The organism is Blastococcus sp. HT6-4, from assembly GCF_039679125.1.
GTDB classification, from domain to species: Bacteria; Actinomycetota; Actinomycetes; order Mycobacteriales; family Geodermatophilaceae; genus Blastococcus; species Blastococcus montanus.
Window position 1 is genome coordinate 450,771 of the sequence record NZ_CP155551.1, and the last position, 20,007, is coordinate 470,777.

Annotated in this window: 20 protein-coding genes and 1 tRNA gene; 11 read left to right on the forward strand and 10 right to left on the reverse strand. The window is 73.7% G+C overall.

Going from position 1 to position 20,007, the window contains the following annotated elements; translation table 11 throughout:
* Positions 1-37: 37 nt before the first annotated feature.
* Positions 38-679: a helix-turn-helix transcriptional regulator gene (locus ABDB74_RS02070; protein WP_346621372.1), complete on the reverse strand. Its 642-nt coding sequence runs from the start codon at positions 677-679 to the stop codon at positions 38-40.
* Between the two features lie 270 nt (positions 680-949).
* On the reverse strand, positions 950-2,542 hold the full coding sequence (locus tag ABDB74_RS02075) for a phospholipase D-like domain-containing protein (protein WP_346621373.1): 1,593 nt from the start codon (positions 2,540-2,542) through the stop codon (positions 950-952).
* Positions 2,543-2,617: 75 nt separating this feature from the next.
* Here ABDB74_RS02075 and ABDB74_RS02080 point away from each other — a divergent pair, with 75 nt between their 5' ends.
* On the forward strand, positions 2,618-3,886 hold the full coding sequence (locus ABDB74_RS02080) for an aspartate kinase (protein ID WP_346621374.1): 1,269 nt from the start codon (positions 2,618-2,620) through the stop codon (positions 3,884-3,886).
* Positions 3,883-4,929 (forward strand): aspartate-semialdehyde dehydrogenase, encoded by a 1,047-nt coding sequence (locus ABDB74_RS02085; RefSeq protein ID WP_346621376.1) that lies wholly within the window; start codon positions 3,883-3,885, stop codon positions 4,927-4,929. The genes ABDB74_RS02080 and ABDB74_RS02085 overlap by 4 nt, the downstream gene beginning before the upstream one ends.
* Before the next feature lie 111 nt (positions 4,930-5,040).
* On the opposite strand, the gene ABDB74_RS02090 is transcribed toward ABDB74_RS02085, so the two are convergent.
* The 3 genes from ABDB74_RS02090 to ABDB74_RS02100 all read right to left on the reverse strand — a co-directional run bounded on the left by ABDB74_RS02090 (position 5,041) and on the right by ABDB74_RS02100 (position 7,946).
* Positions 5,041-6,834: a prolyl oligopeptidase family serine peptidase gene (locus ABDB74_RS02090; protein WP_346621377.1), complete on the reverse strand. Its 1,794-nt coding sequence runs from the start codon at positions 6,832-6,834 to the stop codon at positions 5,041-5,043.
* A gap of 67 nt (positions 6,835-6,901) precedes the next feature.
* A tRNA-Pro gene (locus tag ABDB74_RS02095) sits at positions 6,902-6,975 on the reverse strand.
* 59 nt (positions 6,976-7,034) lie between these two features.
* On the reverse strand, positions 7,035-7,946 hold the full coding sequence (locus ABDB74_RS02100) for a metallophosphoesterase (RefSeq protein WP_346621379.1): 912 nt from the start codon (positions 7,944-7,946) through the stop codon (positions 7,035-7,037).
* A 131-nt stretch (positions 7,947-8,077) separates the two neighbouring features.
* Between ABDB74_RS02100 and ABDB74_RS02105 the strand changes: the two genes are divergently transcribed.
* A complete protein-coding gene (locus tag ABDB74_RS02105; RefSeq protein WP_346621380.1) occupies positions 8,078-8,530 on the forward strand; it encodes a GatB/YqeY domain-containing protein in 453 nt (150 codons plus the stop codon).
* Positions 8,531-8,574: 44 nt separating this feature from the next.
* On the opposite strand, the gene ABDB74_RS02110 is transcribed toward ABDB74_RS02105, so the two are convergent.
* The 3 genes from ABDB74_RS02110 to ABDB74_RS02120 are packed head-to-tail and all read right to left on the reverse strand — an operon-like array spanning position 8,575 to position 13,144.
* The gene (locus ABDB74_RS02110; protein ID WP_346621381.1) at positions 8,575-10,866 is read right to left on the reverse strand and encodes a transglycosylase domain-containing protein; all 2,292 of its coding nucleotides are present in this window, start codon (positions 10,864-10,866) and stop codon (positions 8,575-8,577) included.
* A 41-nt stretch (positions 10,867-10,907) separates the two neighbouring features.
* Complete coding sequence (locus ABDB74_RS02115) at positions 10,908-12,131, reverse strand: ArsA family ATPase (RefSeq protein WP_346621383.1); 1,224 nt, start codon at positions 12,129-12,131, stop codon at positions 10,908-10,910.
* A complete protein-coding gene (locus ABDB74_RS02120; protein WP_346621384.1) occupies positions 12,128-13,144 on the reverse strand; it encodes an ArsA-related P-loop ATPase in 1,017 nt (338 codons plus the stop codon). Before ABDB74_RS02120 ends, ABDB74_RS02115 begins: the two co-directional genes overlap by 4 nt.
* A 104-nt stretch (positions 13,145-13,248) precedes the next feature.
* Here ABDB74_RS02120 and ABDB74_RS02125 point away from each other — a divergent pair, with 104 nt between their 5' ends.
* From ABDB74_RS02125 to ABDB74_RS02135, 3 genes are all read left to right on the forward strand, one after another.
* Positions 13,249-13,419 carry a hypothetical protein gene (locus ABDB74_RS02125; protein WP_346621385.1) on the forward strand — a complete coding sequence of 57 codons (171 nt, stop codon included), beginning with the start codon at positions 13,249-13,251 and terminating at the stop codon, positions 13,417-13,419.
* Positions 13,416-13,907 (forward strand): RidA family protein, encoded by a 492-nt coding sequence (locus tag ABDB74_RS02130; protein WP_346621386.1) that lies wholly within the window; start codon positions 13,416-13,418, stop codon positions 13,905-13,907. The genes ABDB74_RS02125 and ABDB74_RS02130 overlap by 4 nt, the downstream gene beginning before the upstream one ends.
* Positions 13,908-13,986: 79 nt before the next feature.
* Positions 13,987-14,778 carry an NUDIX hydrolase gene (locus tag ABDB74_RS02135; RefSeq protein WP_346621388.1) on the forward strand — a complete coding sequence of 264 codons (792 nt, stop codon included), beginning with the start codon at positions 13,987-13,989 and terminating at the stop codon, positions 14,776-14,778.
* Positions 14,779-15,074: 296 nt separating this feature from the next.
* Here the strand turns inward: ABDB74_RS02135 and ABDB74_RS02140 are convergent, their stop codons facing one another.
* The gene (locus ABDB74_RS02140) at positions 15,075-15,749 is read right to left on the reverse strand and encodes a Crp/Fnr family transcriptional regulator (RefSeq protein ID WP_346621390.1); all 675 of its coding nucleotides are present in this window, start codon (positions 15,747-15,749) and stop codon (positions 15,075-15,077) included.
* Positions 15,750-15,900: 151 nt separating this feature from the next.
* The gene (locus ABDB74_RS02145; RefSeq protein ID WP_346621391.1) at positions 15,901-16,143 is read right to left on the reverse strand and encodes a hypothetical protein; all 243 of its coding nucleotides are present in this window, start codon (positions 16,141-16,143) and stop codon (positions 15,901-15,903) included.
* A gap of 99 nt (positions 16,144-16,242) precedes the next feature.
* On the opposite strand from ABDB74_RS02145, the gene nth reads away from it, so the two are divergent.
* Genes nth through ABDB74_RS02170 form a run of 5 tightly spaced genes read left to right on the forward strand, consistent with a single transcriptional unit; the run spans position 16,243 to position 20,003 of the window.
* A complete protein-coding gene (gene nth / locus ABDB74_RS02150) occupies positions 16,243-17,043 on the forward strand; it encodes an endonuclease III (protein WP_346621393.1) in 801 nt (266 codons plus the stop codon).
* Positions 17,043-17,621 carry a TlpA disulfide reductase family protein gene (locus ABDB74_RS02155; protein ID WP_346621395.1) on the forward strand — a complete coding sequence of 193 codons (579 nt, stop codon included), beginning with the start codon at positions 17,043-17,045 and terminating at the stop codon, positions 17,619-17,621. Before nth ends, ABDB74_RS02155 begins: the two co-directional genes overlap by 1 nt.
* On the forward strand, positions 17,618-18,379 hold the full coding sequence (locus ABDB74_RS02160; protein ID WP_346621396.1) for a CoA pyrophosphatase: 762 nt from the start codon (positions 17,618-17,620) through the stop codon (positions 18,377-18,379). The genes ABDB74_RS02155 and ABDB74_RS02160 overlap by 4 nt, the downstream gene beginning before the upstream one ends.
* Positions 18,376-18,819 carry a cupredoxin domain-containing protein gene (locus ABDB74_RS02165; protein WP_346621398.1) on the forward strand — a complete coding sequence of 148 codons (444 nt, stop codon included), beginning with the start codon at positions 18,376-18,378 and terminating at the stop codon, positions 18,817-18,819. Before ABDB74_RS02160 ends, ABDB74_RS02165 begins: the two co-directional genes overlap by 4 nt.
* A 2-nt stretch (positions 18,820-18,821) precedes the next feature.
* Positions 18,822-20,003, forward strand: coding sequence for a MarP family serine protease (locus ABDB74_RS02170; protein ID WP_346621399.1), 1,182 nt, complete (start codon positions 18,822-18,824; stop codon positions 20,001-20,003).
* The last annotated feature ends 4 nt before the right edge of the window (positions 20,004-20,007 follow it).

Below are 20,007 nucleotides of genomic sequence, written 5' to 3' on the forward strand. Positions count from 1 at the left end.
AGGAGGCTGCCGCGCACGCGCCCACGGTAGCAGCGCCTCAGCCCATGTCGCAGCGACACGGGCAGTCGTCGGTGTGGACCGGGCGGCCGCCCCCGTCGTCGAGCTCGTCGCACCCGGCCGGGCAGGTGCAGGTGAACGGGTCGGCCAGGTCTCGCAGCTCGCCCGCCAGGAATCGGCGTTCGAGCTCCTCCCGCCGCCGTCGCCACTGCTCCGCCCGGCGTGCCGCGGCACGCTCCTCCGGCGTGTCACCGGCCTGCGGGAGCAGGTGGTCGTCAGGCCGGACCGTGGTGCGGCAGTCGGCGTCATCCCACGGCAGCCGTCGATCGAAGGTGTACGTCGGACGGGAGAGGTGCGGCCGGTGGTCCCAGCGCCAGCTGCGCTCTTCGCTGAGAACGGTGTCCAGGTGGGCCGGGAAGCGGCGGCCGCCACGGTCCCGCACGGCATCGGGATCCATGCCGCCCACCTCGTCCCCCTGCCCGTCGAGCAGCGCGACCCGCAGCCCCCCGAGCTGGGCAGCGGCGGCGAGCACCCGGGCGTCGAGCCCCGCGGCGCCGGTCTCGGCTGCAGCGATCGCGGACTTCGACGTGCCGATCCGGGCGGCGAGCTCACGTTGCGAGAGATCGGCCGACCGGCGGATCCGCCTGAGCAGCCCGGGAAGGTCGAAGCCGGAGGCGGCCACGAGATGACTCTGCGGGCTGTGCGGTCTCGCGGCTGACCTGCACACCACTCTGTGGAAAGTCGGTCTCTGCCCACAGTGCTGGGCAGAGACCGAGCGAGGCCGTGGGGTGTTCCGGGTTCAGTCGGCTTCTGCCCACGGTGCTGGGCAGAGGCCGAGCGAGGCTGGGGGGTGTTCCGGGTTCAGTCGGCTTCTGCCCACAATGCTGGGCAGAGACCGACTGTGGCGGAGAAAATGGTGGGCGCTGGCCACGGTGCTGCCGGATGCCCGATGTCAGAACCGCTTGGCCAGGCGCATGCGCAGCGGCCGGCCGTCGGGGTCGACGACCAACCGGTAGAGCGGCGTCGCCCAGAGCTTGGTGAGCAGCGGCAGCGGATCGGCGCGGTGCGGGCGGAGGCGGCCCGGTGGCCGTGGGCCCCGCCGCCCGCCGAGGTGCCAGCCGTCGAGCGCGGCGGCGCGGGCCTCGAGCGTGGCCACGAAGTCCGCCGGGTCCAGCACGAGGTCGTCGCGGCTGCCGTCGTCCGGGAGGTCCAGGTGCTCGCGGGCGAGCCGCAGCCGCAGGTCGCGGGCGAAGGTGCGGGCGCCGTCGCCGGTACCCGCCGGGTCGTGCGGCTCACGGAGGTCCCGGGTGGTGTCGACGACCGCCGCTGACAGCTCGCTGTCGTGGGTCCACGAGCGCCGGTTGAAGTTGTCGCTGCCGACCGCGGCCCAGGTGTCGTCGATGACGCAGACCTTGGCGTGCACGTACACCGGCATGCCGGCGGGATTCTCCACGTCGAACACGTGCACCCGGCCCGGCCCGGCCTCCCTGCACCGCTGGATCGCCTGCCGGTGACCGATGTACTGCGGCACCTCCGAGAACCGGCCCTCGTGGTCCGGCGCGCGCGGGACGACCACGACCAGGTGCAGGTCGGGCGAGTCGGTGAGCGCGTCGCAGAACAGCCGGGCGACGTCGGCCGACCACAGGTACTGGTCCTCGATGTAGACCAGCCGCCGGGCCCGCTTCACGGCCTTGCGGTAGCCGCGGGCGACCGAGCGCTCGCCGTCCGGGGCGAACCGGTAGGACGCGCGGATGGTCGGATAGGTGCGGAGCGGCTGCACCAGGTGCGGGCCGCAGGGTGGTGGCGGCGGGAGCGGATCCGGCAGCTTCTCGGGCTGCAGCCGGGCGCTCTTCAGCTTGCCGCGCACCCAGGCGATCGGGTTGTGGGCCAGCGGGCTCGTGGGATCGTTCCAGCGCTCCCGGAAGACGGTCTCGATCGCCGCCACCGCGGGCCCCCGGATCTGCAGCTGGACGTCGTGCCAGGCGGGCCGGTCTCCGTACACGCTGGCCATGGGCACCGGCTGCGGATCGCCGGCGTGGTCGGAATCGTCCCGCCGGCCGTGGCACAGGTCGATGCCGCCGACGAACGCGACGTCGCGGCTGGGGTCGAGCGGGTGTCGGGCGACCACGAACTTCTGGTGGTGCGACCCCATCCAGCGCACGCGCTGGTCGAGGACCACCCGCCCGCCGGAGTTCTCGACCTCGCGGTCCATCGCGCGGTTCTGCTCCTTGCTGAACTGCATCCGGTCCATGTGCGAGCGCCACACCAGCCCGCGGACGCACACCCCGCGATCCAGTGCCCGGGCGAAGAGCTCGGCGACGGTGGGGCCACCGTCGCGGAGCCGTTCGTCGGGGTCGCCGCGCCAGTCGGTGAAGTACAGGTGGTCGCCGGCGCCCATCCCTTCCACCACGTCGACCAGGCGATCGAAGTAGGCGGAGCCGTGGACCAGCGGTTCGGCGAGGTTCCCCGCGGTCCAGGCGGACAGGTCCGACGCGGGGTTGCCGCGTTCCTCGGGAGTCAGCAGCCAGTCCGACGGATCGTCCATCCGATGATCTCAACCTGCGGGAACCGGCGGATGCAACCGCCGGTCCCGCGCGCGACGTCGGTAGCCTGTGGACCCGTGGCCCTCGTCGTCCAGAAGTACGGCGGTTCCTCCGTCGCCTCCGCAGAGCACATGAAGCGTGTCGCCGAGCGGATCGTCGCCGCGAAGAAGAACGGCGACGACGTCGTCGTGGTGGTCTCGGCGATGGGTGACACCACCGACGAGCTGCTCGATCTGGCCAGCCAGATCACCGACACCCCACCCGGCCGCGAGCTCGACATGCTGCTCACCGCCGGCGAGCGGATCTCCATGGCTCTGCTGGCCATCGCGATCTCCGAGCACGGCTACGAGGCCCGCTCGTTCACCGGTTCCCAGGCCGGCGTCATCACCACGTCCAGCCACGGCAGGGCGCGGATCATCGACGTCACGCCCGGCCGGCTGCGGGACGCGCTCAACGAGGGCTCCGTGGTCATCGTGGCCGGCTTCCAGGGCGTCAGCCAGGACACCAAGGACATCACCACGCTCGGCCGCGGCGGCTCCGACACCACCGCCGTCGCCGTCGCCGCGGCGCTGAACGCCGACGTCTGCGAGATCTACACCGACGTCGACGGCGTCTTCACCGCCGACCCGCGCATCGTCCCCAACGCCAAGCGTCTCGAGACCATCACCTACGAGGAGATGCTCGAGCTGGCCGCGTCCGGGGCGAAGGTGCTGATGCTCCGTTGCGTCGAGTACGCCCGGCGCTACGGCATCCCCGTGCACGTCCGCAGCTCCTACTCACAGCTTCCCGGCACGATCGTGGCCGGCTCGATGGAGGACCTCCCGGTGGAACAGGCGATCATCACGGGCGTCGCGCACGACCGCAGCGAGGGCAAGATCACCGTCTTCGGGGTGCCGGACCGGCCGGGCGAGGCGGCGCAGCTCTTCCGCGTGCTCGCCGACGCCGAGGTCAACATCGACATGATCGTGCAGAACGTGTCGGCCGAGGCCAGCAACGTCGCCGACATCTCCTTCACCCTCCCCAAGAGCGACGGCCCGACCGCGCTGGCCGCCCTGGAGAAGGTCAAGCACACCGTCGGCTACACCGACGTCAGCTTCGACCAGCACATCGGCAAGGTGAGCCTGGTCGGTGCCGGCATGCGCTCGCACCCGGGTGTCTCGGCCAAGTTCTTCGGCGCGCTGGCCGACGCCGGGGTCAACCTTGAGCTGATCAGCACCTCGGAGATCCGCATCTCCGTGGTCTGCCGCGACACCGACGTCGACCTCGCCGTCCGCGCGGTGCACGATGCGTTCGACCTGGGTACCGAGGACGCCCAGGCCGTGGTCTACGGAGGAACCGGACGATGAGCACCAGCCAGGGACTCCGCGTCGGGATCGTCGGCGCCACCGGCCAGGTCGGCCGGGTCGTCCGCGACCTGCTCGCCGAGCGGGAGTTCCCGCTCGCCGAGCTGCGCTTCTTCGCCTCCGCCCGGTCCGCCGGCAGCACCCTGCCGTGGGCCGGCGGGGAGATCACCGTCGAGGACGCCGCCACCGCCGACCCCGCCGGGCTGGACATCGCGATCTTCTCCGCCGGGGCCACCACCTCCCGGGCCCAGGCGCCGCGGTTCGCCGAGGCCGGCGTGACCGTCATCGACAACAGCTCGGCGTTCCGGCGCGACCCCGAGATCCCGCTCGTCGTCAGCGAGGTCAACCCGGGTGACATCGCCAAGGCGCACGGCCGGATCATCGCCAACCCGAACTGCACGACGATGGCCGCGATGCCGGTGCTCAAGCCGCTGCACGACGAGGCGCAGCTCGTGCGCATCGTCGCGAGCACCTACCAGGCGGTCTCCGGCAGCGGGGTGGCCGGCGTCGAGGAGCTCGACGGCCAGGTCAAGGCGGTCGTCGACAAGGCCGCCGAGCTCACGCACGACGGGTCGGCGGTGACCTTCCCCGAGCCGCAGAAGTACGTCCGCCCGATCGCCTACAACGTGCTGCCGATGGCGGGCTCGGTCGTCGACGACGGCTCGTTCGAGACCGACGAGGAGCAGAAGCTCCGCAACGAGAGCCGCAAGATCCTCGGCATCCCCGACCTGCGGGTGGCCGGCACCTGCGTGCGCGTCCCGGTCTTCACCGGGCACTCGCTCTCGCTCAACGTGGAGTTCGCGCGCGAGCTGACCGTCGAGCGGGCCACCGAGCTGCTGTCGGCCGCGCCCGGGGTGGAGCTCTCCGACGTCCCCAACCCGCTCCAGGCCGCCGGCCGCGACCCCAGCTACGTGGGTCGCATCCGGCAGGACCAGAGCGTGGACGGCGCCCGGGGGCTGGTGCTCTTCGTCAGCAACGACAACCTGCGCAAGGGCGCCGCCCTGAACACCGTCCAGATCGCGGAGCTCATCGCGAAGACACGGTGACCCTCCCGGTCACACCGCGGCCACGAGCCGTCCAAGCCTGAGCTGAGCCGCGGGGTGATCCCGATCGGGAGGCCTCCGGCCCCCGCGATCGGAATCACCCCTCGGGACGGGTCACGGCTTCACGTGCCGTAGCGCGAAGGCCAGGGCGACCTCGACCTGCCGGATGGTCTCCTCGATCACCAGCGAACCGTGCCCGGCGTCGAACCGGTACACCTCGTGCGGCTTGCCCAGCCGCTCCAGCTCCCCCAGGTAGTTGTCGATCTGCCGGATCGGGCAGCGCGGGTCGTTCGCGCCGGCCACCACCAGCACCGGTGCGGCGACGGCGTCGACGTAGGTGATGGGCGAGGAGCGCACGTAGACGTCGCGCACCTCGTCCGGCGACCCGCCGAACAGCGCGCGGTCGTAGGCCCGCAGGCCCTCCATCTCGTCCTCGTACGCCGCCAGGTAGTCCGCCACCGGCACCTCGGCGATGCCGGCCGCCCAGCGCTCCGGCTGGGTGCCCAGCCCCAGCAGGGTGAGGAACCCGCCCCACGAGCCGCCGGAGAGGATCGCGCGCTGCGGGTCCACGACCCCCTCGGCGACCAGCGCGTCGTAGACCGCGCCGACGTCCTCGAGCTCGGTCAGCCCGGGCCGGCCGGTGAGCGCGTCGCGCCAGGCCGAGCCGTAACCCGTGGAGCCCCGGTAGTTCACGTGCACGACGGCGTAGCCGGCGTCGACGTAGGCCGCGCGGCGGGCGCGGTAGGAGTCGTCGTCGGCGGCCTCCGGGCCACCGTGCACGAGGAACGCCGTGGCGTACGGCCCCGGCCCGGCCGGGCGGACCAGCAGCGCGTGGACGTCGCCGCCCGGGCCGGGCACCCACCGGTCCTCGACCGGGTAGGCCGCCGGGGGCTCCTCGTCGCTCACCGAGAGCACCACGGGGCCGTCGGCGCGGCGGATGACCGGGGGCTTCTCGGCGTTGGACCAGGCCAGCTCCACCGTGCCGTCGGGCCGGGCGGTGGCGCCGCGGACCACTCCCGGTGGGGTGTCGAGCTGCTCCAGCGCGCCGGTGGCGAGGTCGTAGCGGTACAGCTCGGTACGTGCGGCGTGGTCGTGGCCGACCAGCAGCGCCGACCCGTCGGGGTACCAGCCGGCGGTGACGTCCCCGGGCAGGTCCAGCAGGATCTCGGTCTCGGTGTCGGCGGCGACGTCCCAGATCAGCAGCTCGTCCCGGCCGCGTCGTTCGTGGCCCACGAGCAGGCGCCGGTCGTCGCGGTGCGGGCCGAACTCCAGGGCGTGCAGGGCCCGTCCCTCGCCGTCCCACTTCTCCGCGACGACGGCGTCGTGGTCGGTCCGCAGGACCCGCAGCGCCGGGTAGCGCGGGTCGCCGTGCTCGGAGTGCGAGACGACGAGCAGCTCGTCGTCGCGGCTGAGCGCGTCGACCGACGCCGGGTCGGGGTGCCGGTAGACGACCCGCGGCGTACCGCCCGACGGCGCCAGCCACAGCTCGCTGCCCTCGTCGGTGCTGCGCCCGATCGCGACCAGCGAGCGGCCCACCTCCAGGCCCGCCGGGTAGGCGGGGCCCACCTCGGCCACGGCGACGGCGTCCTCCCCGCCGGCGAAGGGCTGGGTCATCCACACGCCGAACTCGTCGCCGTCGTCGTCGGCGAACCACCAGATGGTCTCGCCGTCGGGGCTCAGCGTGCCGGCGAGCGTGCCGTTGGCGCGGTCGGTCACCTGCCGGTGGGTGCCGGCCTCGCGGTCCCAGGCGTACTGCTCGACGACGCCGCTGACGTCGGAGGAGTAGAGGTTGCGGTGCGGGGCCTCCTCGGCCCAGTCCGGGAGCGAGACGCGGGGGGCGCGGAAGCGGGCCTGCCAGCGGGCGGTGACCTCGGGGGGAAGGGTGGGGGTGGTCTGCTCGGCGCTCACGTGCCCATCCTCGCAGCGTCCCCGGAACGACTCAGGGGCCGCCGGTCGGCGGCCCCTGAGCAGAGGGTCGGGGTGACAGGATTTGAACCTGCGGCCTCGTCGTCCCGAACGACGCGCGCTACCAAGCTGCGCCACACCCCGAGGTGCGTCGAGAAGTCTAGCGCGAGACCCCGCGGGGTCCGGCGGCGGGGGACCGGTGCTCAGGCGGGCCGGGCGGTGAGCGTGAGCAGCGTCGCCTCGGGCGGGCAGGCGAAGCGCACCGGCGCGTACGGACTGGTGCCCAGGCCGGCCGAGACGTGCAGCCAGGTGCCCGACGGGTGCGCCGGCGTGGGCGGCGCCCAGCGGTGCAGCCAGCGCACCCGGTCGCGGTCGATCCCGCAGTTGGTGACCAGTGCACCGTAGAACGGCACCCGCAGCTGGCCGCCGTGCGTGTGCCCGCACAGCAGCAGGTCGTAGCCGTCGGCGGCGAACCGGTCCAGCACCCGCGGCTCGGGGGAGTGGGCCAGGCCGATGCGGACGTCGGCAGCCGGGTCGGCGGGGCCGGCGACCAGTTCGTACCGGTCGCGCTTCAGGTGCGAGTCGTCCACCCCGGCGAAGGTGATCCGCCGGCCGCCGACGGTCAGCTCGCCGGCGGCGTTGGTGAGGTCCAGCCAGCCCCGCCCGCGCATGCCGTCGCGCAGGTCCCGCCAGGGCAGCTCGTCGCCGTGCACCCGCTTGTGGTCAGGCCTGAAGTACTTGAGCGGGTTCTTCGGGCGGGGCGCGTAGTAGTCGTTGCTGGCCAGCACGAAGGCGCCGGGCCGGTCCAGCAGCGGGTCGAGCGCGCGCAGCGTGCCCGGCACGGCGTCGTGGCCGGCCAGGTTGTCGCCGGTGTTGATCACCAGGTCCGGCTCGAGCCCGGCCAGGCCGGCGACCCACTCCTGCTTGCTCGACTGGCCGGCGGTCATGTGCAGGTCGGACAGGTGCAGGACCGTCAGCGGGGCGGACCCGGGCGCCAGCACCGGCACGTCGAACCGCCGCAGGGTCCAGCGGGTGCGCTCGTAGAGGCTCGCGTAGGCGGTCACCGTCGCGCCCGAGGCGACGGCGGCGGTGGGGACGGCGGTGTACCAGCGCACACGGGGAGCCTACGGGCGCGGGCGGGGACGGCGTCATGTCAGGCTGGGGACGTGGCCGAGCGTGCGAGGTCACGCAGAGACAGAGCTCCGATGTCGGACACGAAGCCGACGAGCGACAGCGAGGAGGAAGAGTGTCCGACCTCAAGGAACAGCTGCGCGCCGACCTGACCACCGCCATGAAGGCCCGCGACGAGCTGCGCACAGCGACGCTGCGCATGGTGCTCGCCGCGGTCAGCGCCGAGGAGGTGTCGGGCAAGGAGGCCCGCGAGCTCACCGACGACGAGGTGCAGGCGGTGCTGCGCCGGGAGGCCAAGAAGCGGCGGGAGGCCGCCGAGGCCTTCGGCTCGGCCGGTCGGGCCGAGCAGGCCGCCCGCGAGCAGGCCGAGGGCGAGGTCCTCGCCGCCTACCTGCCGGCCCAGGTCGACGACTCCGACCTGGCGGCGCTCGTGGCCGACGCCGTCACCCGCACCGGCGCCTCGGGCATGAAGGACATGGGCAAGGTCATGGGTGCGGTGCAGGGCGCCGTCGCCGGGCGGGCCGAGGGCGCACGAGTGGCCGCGGAGGTCCGCCGCCAGCTCGGCTGAGCGCACCGGGGACGGCGGCCTCGGCCGCCGTCCCCGGTGACGCGCTAGTCGTCCTCGCCGGCCTCGGGGTCCGCGCCGGCCTCGGGGTCCGCGCCGGCCTCGGCTCCCTCGGCCACGTCGCCGTCGGCCTCGTCGTCGGCCACGGGCTCGGTCTCGTCCACGGGCTCGGTCGCGGGCTCGGTCGCGGGCGAGCTGGTGGCCGGGGCGGTGCGCTCGGAGCGGTCCGCGGCGCCCCCGCGGGTGCGGTCGGCGGTGTCCCTGCTCGAGCGCGGCGAGTTCCGCGTCCCCTGCTCGACGACCGGGTCGGCGGGCGGGAACGGGACGGCCTCCTCGGCGGTGAGGATCGGGGCCAGGGCAGCGCGCCAGGTGGTCGCGCCCTGCCCGCCGCCGTACCCGGGGACGCGCTCCTGCTCCTTCGGGTTGAAGACCATCACGCTCGCGGCGTACCGCGGGGTGTAGCCCACGAAGGCGACCGACTGGTTGTCCTGCGACGTCCCGGTCTTGCCGGCGATCTCGTGCCCGGGCACGTAGGCGCGGGCGCCGGTCTGCAGCCGGTAGCCCGGCTCGACGTCCTTGCGCAGGATCTGGTTCATCGTGGTGGCCACGCCGGGCGGGATCGCCTCGGGGGTGCAGTTGCTGCCGTCCTCGGGCACGACCGGCTCGCCGTCACGGGTCAGCGGCTCGCCGTTGCGGTCGAGCACCGCGACGACCGGGACCGGGGTGCACCGGGTGCCGTTGGCGGCCAGCGTGGCGTACGCGGTGGCCAGGTCCAGCGGGCTGGTGGCGTCGGTGCCGAAGGCGAACGAGCCACGGTTCTCGGAGACGATCTGGTCGGCCGGGGTCTGGTTGGGCCCGTCGAAGGTCATGCCCAGGGCCTGCGCCGTGCGGACCGGCGACTCGATGCTGCCCAGCTCGTCCTGGAGGTGCAGGAAGTAGGTGTTCGACGACGCGTAGAGCGCCGTCTCCAGCGTCATCGTCCGCGGGTAGTTGCTGCCGACGTTCTCCACGTCGTAGGGCTTGGGGACGCCCCGGTCGGGGTCCCAGTCCTTGTAGACCCGCGACAGGTAGGGCTCCGACGAGGTGAGGGTGTAGTCCTTGCCGTACCCCTGGGCCAGGGCGGCGGCGGCCACGAACGTCTTGTAGGTGGAGCCGGACCCGGCGCTGGCGGTCGCGTTGAGGACGACGGACTCGCAGTCGGGCTCGCTGCAGCCGAAGCGCCGGTTCGCGCTCATGGCCAGCACCTTGCCGGTACCCGGCTCGACGGCCGTGTACAGGGCGACCAGGCTGCTGCCCATCGGCTGGGTCTCGAGCACGGCCTGGTCGCCGGCGATCTGCATGTCGGGGCGCAGCGTGGTCTGGATGGTGAGCCCGCCGTTGTCCAGCTGCTCCTGGGTGAGGCCCAGCGTCCCGATCAGGTACTGGTGGGCGTAGGCGCAGAGGAAGCCGCCGATCGCCGCGTCGATGCAGCCGTTCGCCGGCGCCAGGCCGGGCGCCACCTCCACCGGCTGGGCCGACACGTCGGCCAGCTCCTGGTCGGTGATGTGGCCGTAGGCGTGCATCCGCTCGAGCACCTGGTTGCGGCGCACCTGCGCCGCCTCCGGGTAGGTGATCGGGTCGTCGTTCGTCGGGCTCTGCACCAGGCCGGCCAGCATGGCGGCCTGCGGAAGGGTGAGGTCGGCGGCGTTCACGCTGAAGTAGCGCTGGGCCGCGGCCTGGATGCCGTAGGCGCCCTGCCCGAAGTACACGATGTTCAGGTACCGGGTCAGGATGTCGTCCTTGGAGTACTCCTGCTCCATGCCCAGGGCCAGCCGCAGCTCGCGCAGCTTGCGGGAGACGCCCTCGACCCCGTCCTGCTCGGTGGCGGCCCGGCGCTCGGCCGCGGTGGTGGCCGCCTGCAGCAGCGTCTGCTTGACCAGCTGCTGGGTGATGGTCGAGCCGCCCTCGCGCACGTCACCGGCCGCCAGGTTGGTCATCAGGGCCCGGAAGGTGCCCTGCATGTCCAGGCCGTTGTGGTCGTAGAAGCGCGCGTCCTCGATGTCGACCAGCGCCTGCTTCATGACGTCGGCGATCTGGTCGCTGGCGACCGGGGTCCGGTTGTGCTCGTAGAAGTTCGTGATGAGCGATCCGTCGGCGGCCAGCACCTTGGTCATCCCGCCGAAGGTGCGGTCGGTCAGCTCGCTCGGGAGTGCTTCCAGGACGGTGGCCGAGTTCCGGGCCGCCAGCCCGGGTGCGCCCACCCAGGGCAGCATGAGTCCGGCCAGGAGCGCACCGGCGACGACGATCGTCGCGGCGAGCTTGGCGAGCAGACGGGTCCGGGTGCGCGCGTTCTCCGACATCGCGGGCCAGGGTACGTCGCGGACGCCCGTCGGGGGGCCGGTCAACCGTGGCGCGCGGGCAGCACGCGCGTCCGCGGAGTCCCCGTCGGCGTGTCGTCGTCCGCCCCGGTCAGCGCCTCGGCCATCACCCGGAGCCCATCCAGGTCGTGCACGTCTCCCGCGGCGGCCGGGACGGTGCGCACCGGCACCTCCGGGTGGGCGCTGGTGAACCGGTCGGCGAGGTGCTGCTCGCGGGCCGCCAGCTGCATCCGCCCGGCGTGCACCCGGAGCGCCGCGGCGACCAGTGCGGCGTCGGCTCCGTCGGACTCGGTCACCGCCTCGGCCGCGCCCTCGGCGCGGGTGGCCGAGAGCGTCGTCGTCGCCGGCGGGTGCGTGCGGTTGACCACCAGGCCGGCCAGCGGCATGCCCTCGGCCGAGAGCCGGTCGACGAAGTAGGAGGCCTCCCGCAGGGCGTCCGGCTCGGGGGCGGCCACCACCACGAACCAGGTCCCGGGCCGGCGGAGCAGCTCGTAGGTCGCGGTCGCCCGCTCGCGGAAGCCGCCGAACATCGTGTCCAGCGCGGCGACGAAGGCGGAGATGTCGCGCAGCAGCTGACCGCCGAGGATCTTGCTGACGATCCGGCTGAAGATCAGGAAGCCGGCGCTGGCGAACTTGAAGCCGGCCCGGCTGGGCGCCATGAGCAGCCGGATCATCGTGCCGTCGAGGAAGCGGCTCATCCGGTTCGGGGCGTCCAGGAAGTCCAGCGCCGACCGGGAGGGCGGGGTGTCGACGATGATCAGGTCCCACTGGTCGCTGGCCCGGAGCTGGCCCAGCTTCTCCATCGCCATGTACTCCTGCGTCCCGGCGAACGAGGAGGAGAGCGCCTGGTAGAAGGGGTTGTCCAGGATGGCCTGGGCCCGTTCGGGTGTGGAGTGAGCGGTGACGATGTCGTCGAACGTCCGCTTCATGTCCAGCATCATCGCGTGGAGTTCGCCCTCGACCCCGGGGACGTCGACCCGCCGCGGCTCGTTGTCGAGCTCCGCCAGGCCGAGCGACTGGGCCAGCCGTCGGGCCGGGTCGATGGTCAGGACGACGACGGTGCGCCCGGCCTCCGCGGCGGCCAGCGCGAGCGCGGCCGAGGTGGTCGTCTTGCCCACGCCGCCGGCGCCGCAGCAGACGACGATGCGGGTCTGCCGGTCGGTGATCAGCGCGTCCAGGTCCATGGCGGGGGCCTGCCGCGCCGGGCGCCCGGCGGTGCGCTGGTCGGTGGTGGCCTCGGCGGTCATCGGGCGGTACCTCCGGTCGCTGCCGCGGGGCTCGTGGCGCCCAGGTGCTCCTCCAGCCGCCCGGCGAGCTCGAACAGGCAGCCGAGATCCATCGGGCCGGGCAGCAGCGGGAGCTCCACGGTCGGGCGGCCCAGCGCCGTCACCTCGGCGCGCAACGCGTCCTGGGCGGTCCAGCGGCGGGCGTGCTCGGTCACCTCGGCGGCCAGGGCGTCGGCCAGCGCGTCGCCGCCGGGCAGGCGCGCGGCGGTCAGCGCGGGGGAGAGGTCGGCGCCGGTCAGTCCGCCGGCGGCGGCGCGGGCGAGCGCCTCGACCGGCAGCACCGGCTCCGCGGCCATGTTGACGAACACCGACCCGATCGGCAGCCCGGCCGCCTCGAGCTCGGCTATCGCGTCGGCGGTCTCCTGGACCGGCATGTCCTCCAGGAGCGTCACCGCGTGCACCACCGTCTGCGGCGAGCGCAGCACGGCCATCACGCCGTCGCTCTGGGTCTTGATCGGGCCCGACCGGGCCAGCTGCGACATCTCCCCGGTGACGCCGAGGAACCGGGTGATCCGGCCGGTGGGCGGGGCGTCGACGACCACGGCGTCGTAGACCTGCCGGCCGTCGCGGCGGCGGGTCACCGCCTCCTTGATCTTCCCGGTGAGCAGGACGTCGCGCAGGCCCGGCGCGATCGCCGTGGCGAAGTCGATGGCGCCCATCTTGCGCAGCGCCCGGCCGGCCCGGCGGAGGTTGTAGAACATGTCGAGGTACTCGAGGAGGGCCTCCTCGATGTCGATGGCCAGCGCCCTGACCTCACCGCCACCCCGCGTGACGGCGACGCGGCGTTCCTCGTAGGGCAGCGGGGGCGTGTCGAACAGCTGGGCGATGCCCTGCCGGCCCTCGGTCTCCACGAGCAGGACCGACCGCCCGTCGGCAGCCAGTGCGAGGGCCAGCGCGGCGGCGACGGTGGTCTTCCCCGTCCCGCCCTTGCCGGTGACCACGTGCAGACGCGCGGGTGACAGTTCGGGAGGCACCGCACCAGCGTAGGAGCAGGTGAGCGGGTCGGCCTGCCGCAGCGGGAACGGGGAGGGTGGCGGTGATCGTCACCACGCGCCCCGGCTGCAGTAGCGTCGCGCCCATGAGCGAAGCGGCCCGCCAGAAGTGGGAGTACGCCACCATCCCCCTCCTGGTGCACAACACCAAGGCGATCCTCGACTCCTGGGGTGTCGACGGTTGGGAGCTGGTGACCGTCCTGCCCGGCCCCGGCGGGGCCGAGCAGCTGGTGGCCTACCTCAAGCGCCCGGCATGACCTCCCCGTCGTCCCCGGCCGGCGCGCCGGCGCAGGGCTGGCACGCCCGGCTCGCCGAGCTCGGGATCCGGCTGCCGGCCGTCGCTGCGCCGGTCGCTTCCTACGTGCCGGCCGTCCGCAGCGGCTCCCTGGTGTTCACGTCGGGCCAGCTCCCGTTCGTCGAGGGCGGGCTGCGGCGCACCGGCAAGGTCGGCGGCTCGGTCGACGTCGACGCCGCCGCGGCCGACGCCAAGCTGTGCGCGCTCAACGCGCTGGCCGCGATCGACGACCTGGTGGGCCTGGACTCGGTCGCCCGCGTCGTCCGCGTCGTGGGCTACGTGGCCAGCGTCGAGGGGTTCACCGGCCAGCCGCGCGTGGTCAACGGGGCCAGCGAGCTGCTGGGCCGGATCTTCGGCGAGGCCGGTCACCACGCCCGCAGCGCCGTCGGCGTGGCTGAGCTGCCGCTCGGCGCCCCCGTGGAGGTCGAGCTCACCGTCGAGCTGCGGTGAGTTCCACGGGAACGACGGGCGAGCGGGCATCGCACGGAGCGCCGGCGACCGAGGAGCGGAACGAGCCCGGAGTCGAGCAGTGAACGCCGCTCCGAAGCAGGCGGCGACGGTCCTGCTGCTCCGGGACGGCGAGCCCGGGCTGGAGGTCTACCTGTTGCGCCGCACCCGCGGCATGCCCTTCGCCGGAGGCATGACCGCGTACCCGGGTGGCGGCGTCGACCCGCGGGACGGCGACACCGAGATCGGCTGGGCCGGGCCTGCGCCGGCCCAGTGGGCCACCGCGTTCGGCTGCGACGAGCGGACCGCCCGTGAGCTGGTCTGCGCCGCCGTGCGGGAGACCTTCGAGGAGGCCGGCGTCCTGCTGGCCGGGCTGCCCGACGGCTCCGTCGTCCCCGACGTCTCGGGCGATGACTGGGAGGAGCAGCGGCAGGGCCTGCTCAGCCGCGAGCTGTCTCTCGCCGGGCTGCTCGTCGGCCGGGGACTGGTGCTCCGGTCGGACCTCCTGCGGCCGTTCGCGCACTGGATCACCCCGCCGGTCGAGCCCCGTCGCTACGACACCAAGTTCTTCGCCGCCGCGCTGCCGGTGGGCCAGGAGGCGCGGGACGTCTCCGGGGAGGCCGATGAGGCCGCGTGGCTGACCCCGGCCACCGCGCTGGCGGAGCTGGACGGCGGCACCCGGCCGATGCTGCCGCCGACCTCCCACACGTTGACCCAGCTGGCGGAGTTCCCCGACGTCGCCACCGCGCTGGCCGGTTCGCCGCCGGAGCCGATGCACCCGATCAGCCCGCGGTTCGAGGAGACCCCCGACGGCCGCTGGGCGGTGCTGCCCGACGGCACCCGCATCCGCCTGGCGGTGCCCCTTCCTTCGTGATCCTCCGGATCACACCGCGGCCAACGGCCGTCCCGGCCCGCGCTGAGCCACGACGTCGTGCCTGCGCGGACCCCCTCCGGGGCCCACTCGGCACGAACACCGCGGCCAACGGCCGTCCCGGCCTGCGCTGAGCCACGACGCCCCCGGGCCACGATCAGGTTCCCTGATCGTGGCGGAGCGGACGTCCCGGCTGTGCGGGTCCCTCCGCGGCGCTCGGCGCGAGCAAGCAGCAGGCCTGGACCAGAGAGGCCCGGAACCATCGCGGTTCCGGGCCTCTGCAGTGCGACGTTCGCGTGTCAGCGCGCGCGGCGGCGCAGGCGCTCCTCGTCGAGGACGACGACGGACTTGCCCTGCAGCTGGATCCAGCCGCGGTGCACGAAGTCGGCCAGCGCCTTGTTCACCGTCTCGCGGGAGGCGCCGACCAGCTGGGCCAGCTCCTCCTGGGTGAGGTCGTGCTTGACGCGCAGGCCGTCGCCGTCGCGGCTGCCGAACCGGTCGGCCATCTGCAGCAGCGCCTTGGCGACGCGGCCGGGGACGTCGGTGAAGATCAGGTCGGCGACCGAGTCGTTGGTGCGGCGCAGGCGGCGGGCCAGCACGCGCAGCAGCTGCTCACCGATCTCGGGGTGGGCCTCGATCCAGGGCAGCAGCACCGACTGCGGCATGCGGGCCAGCTTGACGTCGGTGACGGCGGTGGCGGTCGCGGTGCGCGGGCCGGGGTCGAACACCGACAGCTCGCCGAACTGGTCGGACGGACCCATCACCGCGAGCACGTTCTCCCGGCCGTCGGGCGAGCGACGGGAGAGCTTGATCTTGCCGGTCATCACGATGTAGAGGCTGTCGCCGGGCTCGCCTTCGTTGAAGACCACCCGGCCCCGGGGCAGGGTGATCGTCTCGAGCCGGCTGATGACGGGGTCCACCGCGTCCTCGGAGAGCCCCTGGAAGAGCCCCGACTGAGCAAGCACCTCGTCCACTGCACGTCCTCTCACCAACTGTCCGCGGACACAGGGATGCCCGTGTCCGCAGCGAGTCTAGGCGGCTGTGCGGTCCGTCACCCGTTCGGTGGTCCGGAGCGTCCCTCGTTCGAGGGAGAGACCCGCGCCACAGCGGCCCCCGGGTGGCGGATCAGACGATCGGCGGGTTGTCCGAACGCCGGCCGCCGCTGTGGCGCCGACGGCGCCAGCGCGACAGGGCGCGCCGGATGCCGGACTTGGCGAGCGTCTCCACCTCGCCGGGCGTCGCGGTGTTGAGGAACTCGCTGACCTCGCGGGGGGACGTCGGACGGCGGAGGGGCTCCTCCACGCGTTCCATCACGAGCAGGAACGCGATCAGCAGCGGCGGGAAGAGGATCACGCTGAGGGCGACCATCCCGACCTCCTCTGCGTCGACGGCGGCACCGGGGGAGCGGCCCGTCCTCGATGATGGCACGGCGGGAGATGGTCGGCAGGGCCGCCTACCCTCGACCGCGTGTCCGCCCCCGCGTCCTCGCCGGCCTACGCGCGCCCGATCCGTGCCCGTCGCCCCACCCGTGCGGCCCTGACCGGCGCGTCGCCGTTCGACCCCGGGGAGACGCCGCTGGCGCGGACCCGCCGGGCGCGGCGGATGGCCCGCGAGCTCGCCGTCATCCACCCCGACGCGCAGTGCGAGCTGGACTTCACCAACCCCTTCGAGCTGCTGGTCGCCACCGTGCTGTCGGCGCAGACCACCGACAAGATGGTCAACAAGGTGACGCCCACGCTCTTCGCGAGGTACCCGGACGCGGTCGCCCTCGCCGGCGCGGACCGCGAGGAGCTGGAGGCCATCCTCAAGCCGACCGGCTTCTTCCGGGCGAAGGCCAACTCGGTCATGGGGCTGGGGCAGGCGCTGGTGGAGCGGTTCGACGGCGAGGTGCCGGACCGGCTGGCCGACCTCGTCACGCTCCCCGGGGTGGGGCGGAAGACGGCGAACGTCGTCCTGGGCAACGCGTTCGGCGTCCCCGGGCTGACCGTCGACACCCACGTCGGACGGCTGGTGCGCCGGTTCGGCTGGACCGAGGAGGAGGACCCGGTCAAGGTGGAGGCGGAGATCGCCGGGCTGATCCCGAAGCCGGAGTGGACCGACTTCAGCCACCGGGTGATCTTCCACGGCCGCCGCGTCTGCCACGCCAAGAAGGCCGCCTGCGGCGCCTGCGGCCTGGCCCGGTGGTGCCCCTCGTTCGGCATCGGCCCCGTGGACCCCGAGGTCGCGACGGCGCTCGTGAAGACGCCGGCCGCCTCGGACACCGAGTGATGCGCACGACCCTGCCGGCCGTCGGGCTGGCGCTCGCCGTGCTGCTCGCCGGGTGCACCGCCGACGCCGAGGCCCCGGCGGTCGCCGCCCCCTCCAGCGCGTCGCCGGCCGCGTCGCTGACCGCCTGCCCCGAGCAGCCCGACCGGGCGGCCGTGGGCGCCGAGCGGTTGCCGGCGCTGGCGTTCGAGTGCCCCGGTGGCGGCTCGCTCGACCTCGGCCGCGCCCCCGGTGTGCCCATGGTCGTGAACCTCTGGGGGAGCTGGTGTCCTCCGTGCCGCGAGGAGATGCCGGTGCTCCAGCAGTTCTCCGAGGCGGCCGGTGACCGGGTGCGCATGGTGGGGGTGATCAGCAAGGACGGCCTGCCGCAGGCCGCCTCCTTCGCCGAGGACGCCGGCGTCACGTTCCCCAGCGCGTTCGACGGACAGGGGGAGCTGATGGCCGAGCTGGGCCTGAACGCCCTGCCGTTCACCTACTTCGTCGACGCCGACGGCGCGCTGGTGCACACCGAGGCGGGCCCCGTCGGCTCGCTCGACGAGCTGGAGGGCCTCGTCGTCGAGCACCTGGGGGTGCAGCTGTGAGCGCCGCGAGCGACCTCGACGGCCTGCCGGGGTACCTCCACCGGCTGCTGGACGCCGCTGCCGACCTGCCGCTGCGGCACCGCATGCCGAAGGCCACCGCCACCGCCCGGCGGTCGGCGGTGCTGATCCTGTTCGGAGAGGGCGCCTCCGGGCCCGACGTGCTGCTCATCGAGAAGTCCGCGCACCTGCGCAGCCACGCCGGTCAGCCGGCCTTCCCGGGCGGGGGCGTCGACCCCGACGACGACTTCCCGGTCGGGACGGCCCTGCGCGAGGCGTGGGAGGAAGCGGGCATCGACCCGGAGGGCGTGCGGGTGCTCGCCACGCTGCAGGAGCTCTACCTGCCGCCGTCGGACCGCCTGGTCGTGCCGGTGGTGGGCTGGTGGGACGACCCACGCGACGTCAGCGTCGGCGATCCGCACGAGGTCGCCCGGGTGGCGCGGGTGCCCCTCGCCGAGCTGGCGGACCCCGGCAACCGGTTCCGGCTGCGGCACCCGTCCGGCTACGTCGGGCCGGCCTTCGCGGTGGCCGACATGCTGGTGTGGGGCTTCACCGCCGGCCTGCTGGAGGCGATCCTCGAGGCGGCCGGCCTGGCCCTGCCGTGGGACGAGCGCGACGTCCGCCCGATCCCCGAGTCGATGCTGCGGCCCTACACCCTCCCGGGCTCCGGGGACGATGACGAAGCAGGGGACTCCGCCGCGCCGACGGTGGCCGATCCCGCACCCGACGGCGCTCCGGCGCGTACGGTTCGGCCCCGATGAGCGGGAGGACGTGGCGCCGTCGGGCCGCCGCCGTGGGTGCCGGTGCGGTGCTGGCGGCGGGAGCGCTGACCGGATGCGGGACCGAGCAGCCCCCGGCGGCACCGGCCACCGAGGGGCTGGGTGAGGTGACCGTGGCCGCCGACGGCGTCCAGGAGGTCACCGTCGAGACCAGGGACGACTACGAGTTCTACCCCGACCGGTTCACCGTCGAGCCCGGGCGGGTGCGGCTGACCGTGGTCAACGCCGCCGACCAGATGACCCACAACCTCGAGTACACCGACGAGGAGCTCCCGGCTCCGATCGACGCGGGCGTCCCGTTCCTCGCGCCGGGCCAGGAGGAGACGATCGAGTTCGAGGCGACGGTGCCGGGGGAGTACCCCTTCGCCTGCACCTTCCACCTGCAGCTCGGGCAGGTGGGCACGATGACGGTCAGCGGCTAGCGGTGTCCCTCGTCGACGTCCTGCTGATCGTGCTCGCCCTGGTGTTCGCCCTGTCGGGCTTCCGGCAGGGGTTGCTCGTCTCGGCCACCTCGATCCTGGGTTTCCTGGCCGGTGCCGTCCTCGGGGCCCAGTTGGCGGGCCCGGTCGCCGACCGGATCGACGGCTCCAGCGTCACCCGGGTGTTCGCGGCGCTGGTCGTCGTCCTCGCCGGTGCGCTGCTGGGCCAGATCCTCGCGGGGGCGATCGGGCGGGCGGTCCGCTCCCGGGTCACCTGGGAGCCGGCGAAGATGGTCGACTCCGTCGCCGGGGCCGTGGTCTCGGCCGCCGCCGTGCTGCTGGTCGCCTGGATGGTCGCCTCGCCGCTGGCCAGCTCGCCCTTCCCGCAGGTGTCGAGCCAGGTCCGGCAGTCGGCGCTGGTGCAGGCCGTCGACCACACCGTGCCGGACGAGGTGCGCAACGTCTACGACAGCCTGCGGGAGGCCATCGACCGGCGGGGGCTCCCCGACGTCCTCGACCCGCTGACGCCCACGCAGTCGCGGGACGTCCCGGCGCCCGACCCGGAGCTGATCAAGAGCCCCGTGGTCACCTCCGTGAAGGGCTCGGTGGTGAAGATCCGCGGTGTCGCGCCGTCGTGCTCCCGGCAGATCGACGGCTCGGGCTTCGTCTACGCGACGGAGCGGGTGATGACCAACGCCCACGTGCTGGCCGGTGTCACCGACCCGGTGGTGCTCGCCGAGGGGAGGGAGTACGACGCCGTCACGGTGCTGGTCGACGAGGCGCTCGACATCGCCGTCCTCGCCGTCCCGGGTCTGCCGCAGATCCCGCTCTCCTTCGCCGCGCAGCCGGCCGAGACGGGCGACGACGCCCTCATCATGGGTTATCCCGGCGGCGGGAACTTCTACGTGGGCCCGGCCCGTGTGCGGGACCGCGGCGAGATCAGCGGCCCGGACTTCCGGAACTCGCGCACCGTCGTCCGCGACGTCTACGCACTCTTCGGTCAGGTGCGGGCCGGCAACTCCGGTGGCCCGCTGTTCGCCCCCGACGGCAGCGTGCTCGGAGTGGTGTTCGCCTCCGCGATCGACGACCCCGACACCGGCTACGCGCTCACCGGCCCGCAGGTCGCCCGGGCGGCGACGGACGGCACCCTGGCCCGGACCGAGGTCGGCACCGGCCCCTGCGAGTGAGCGG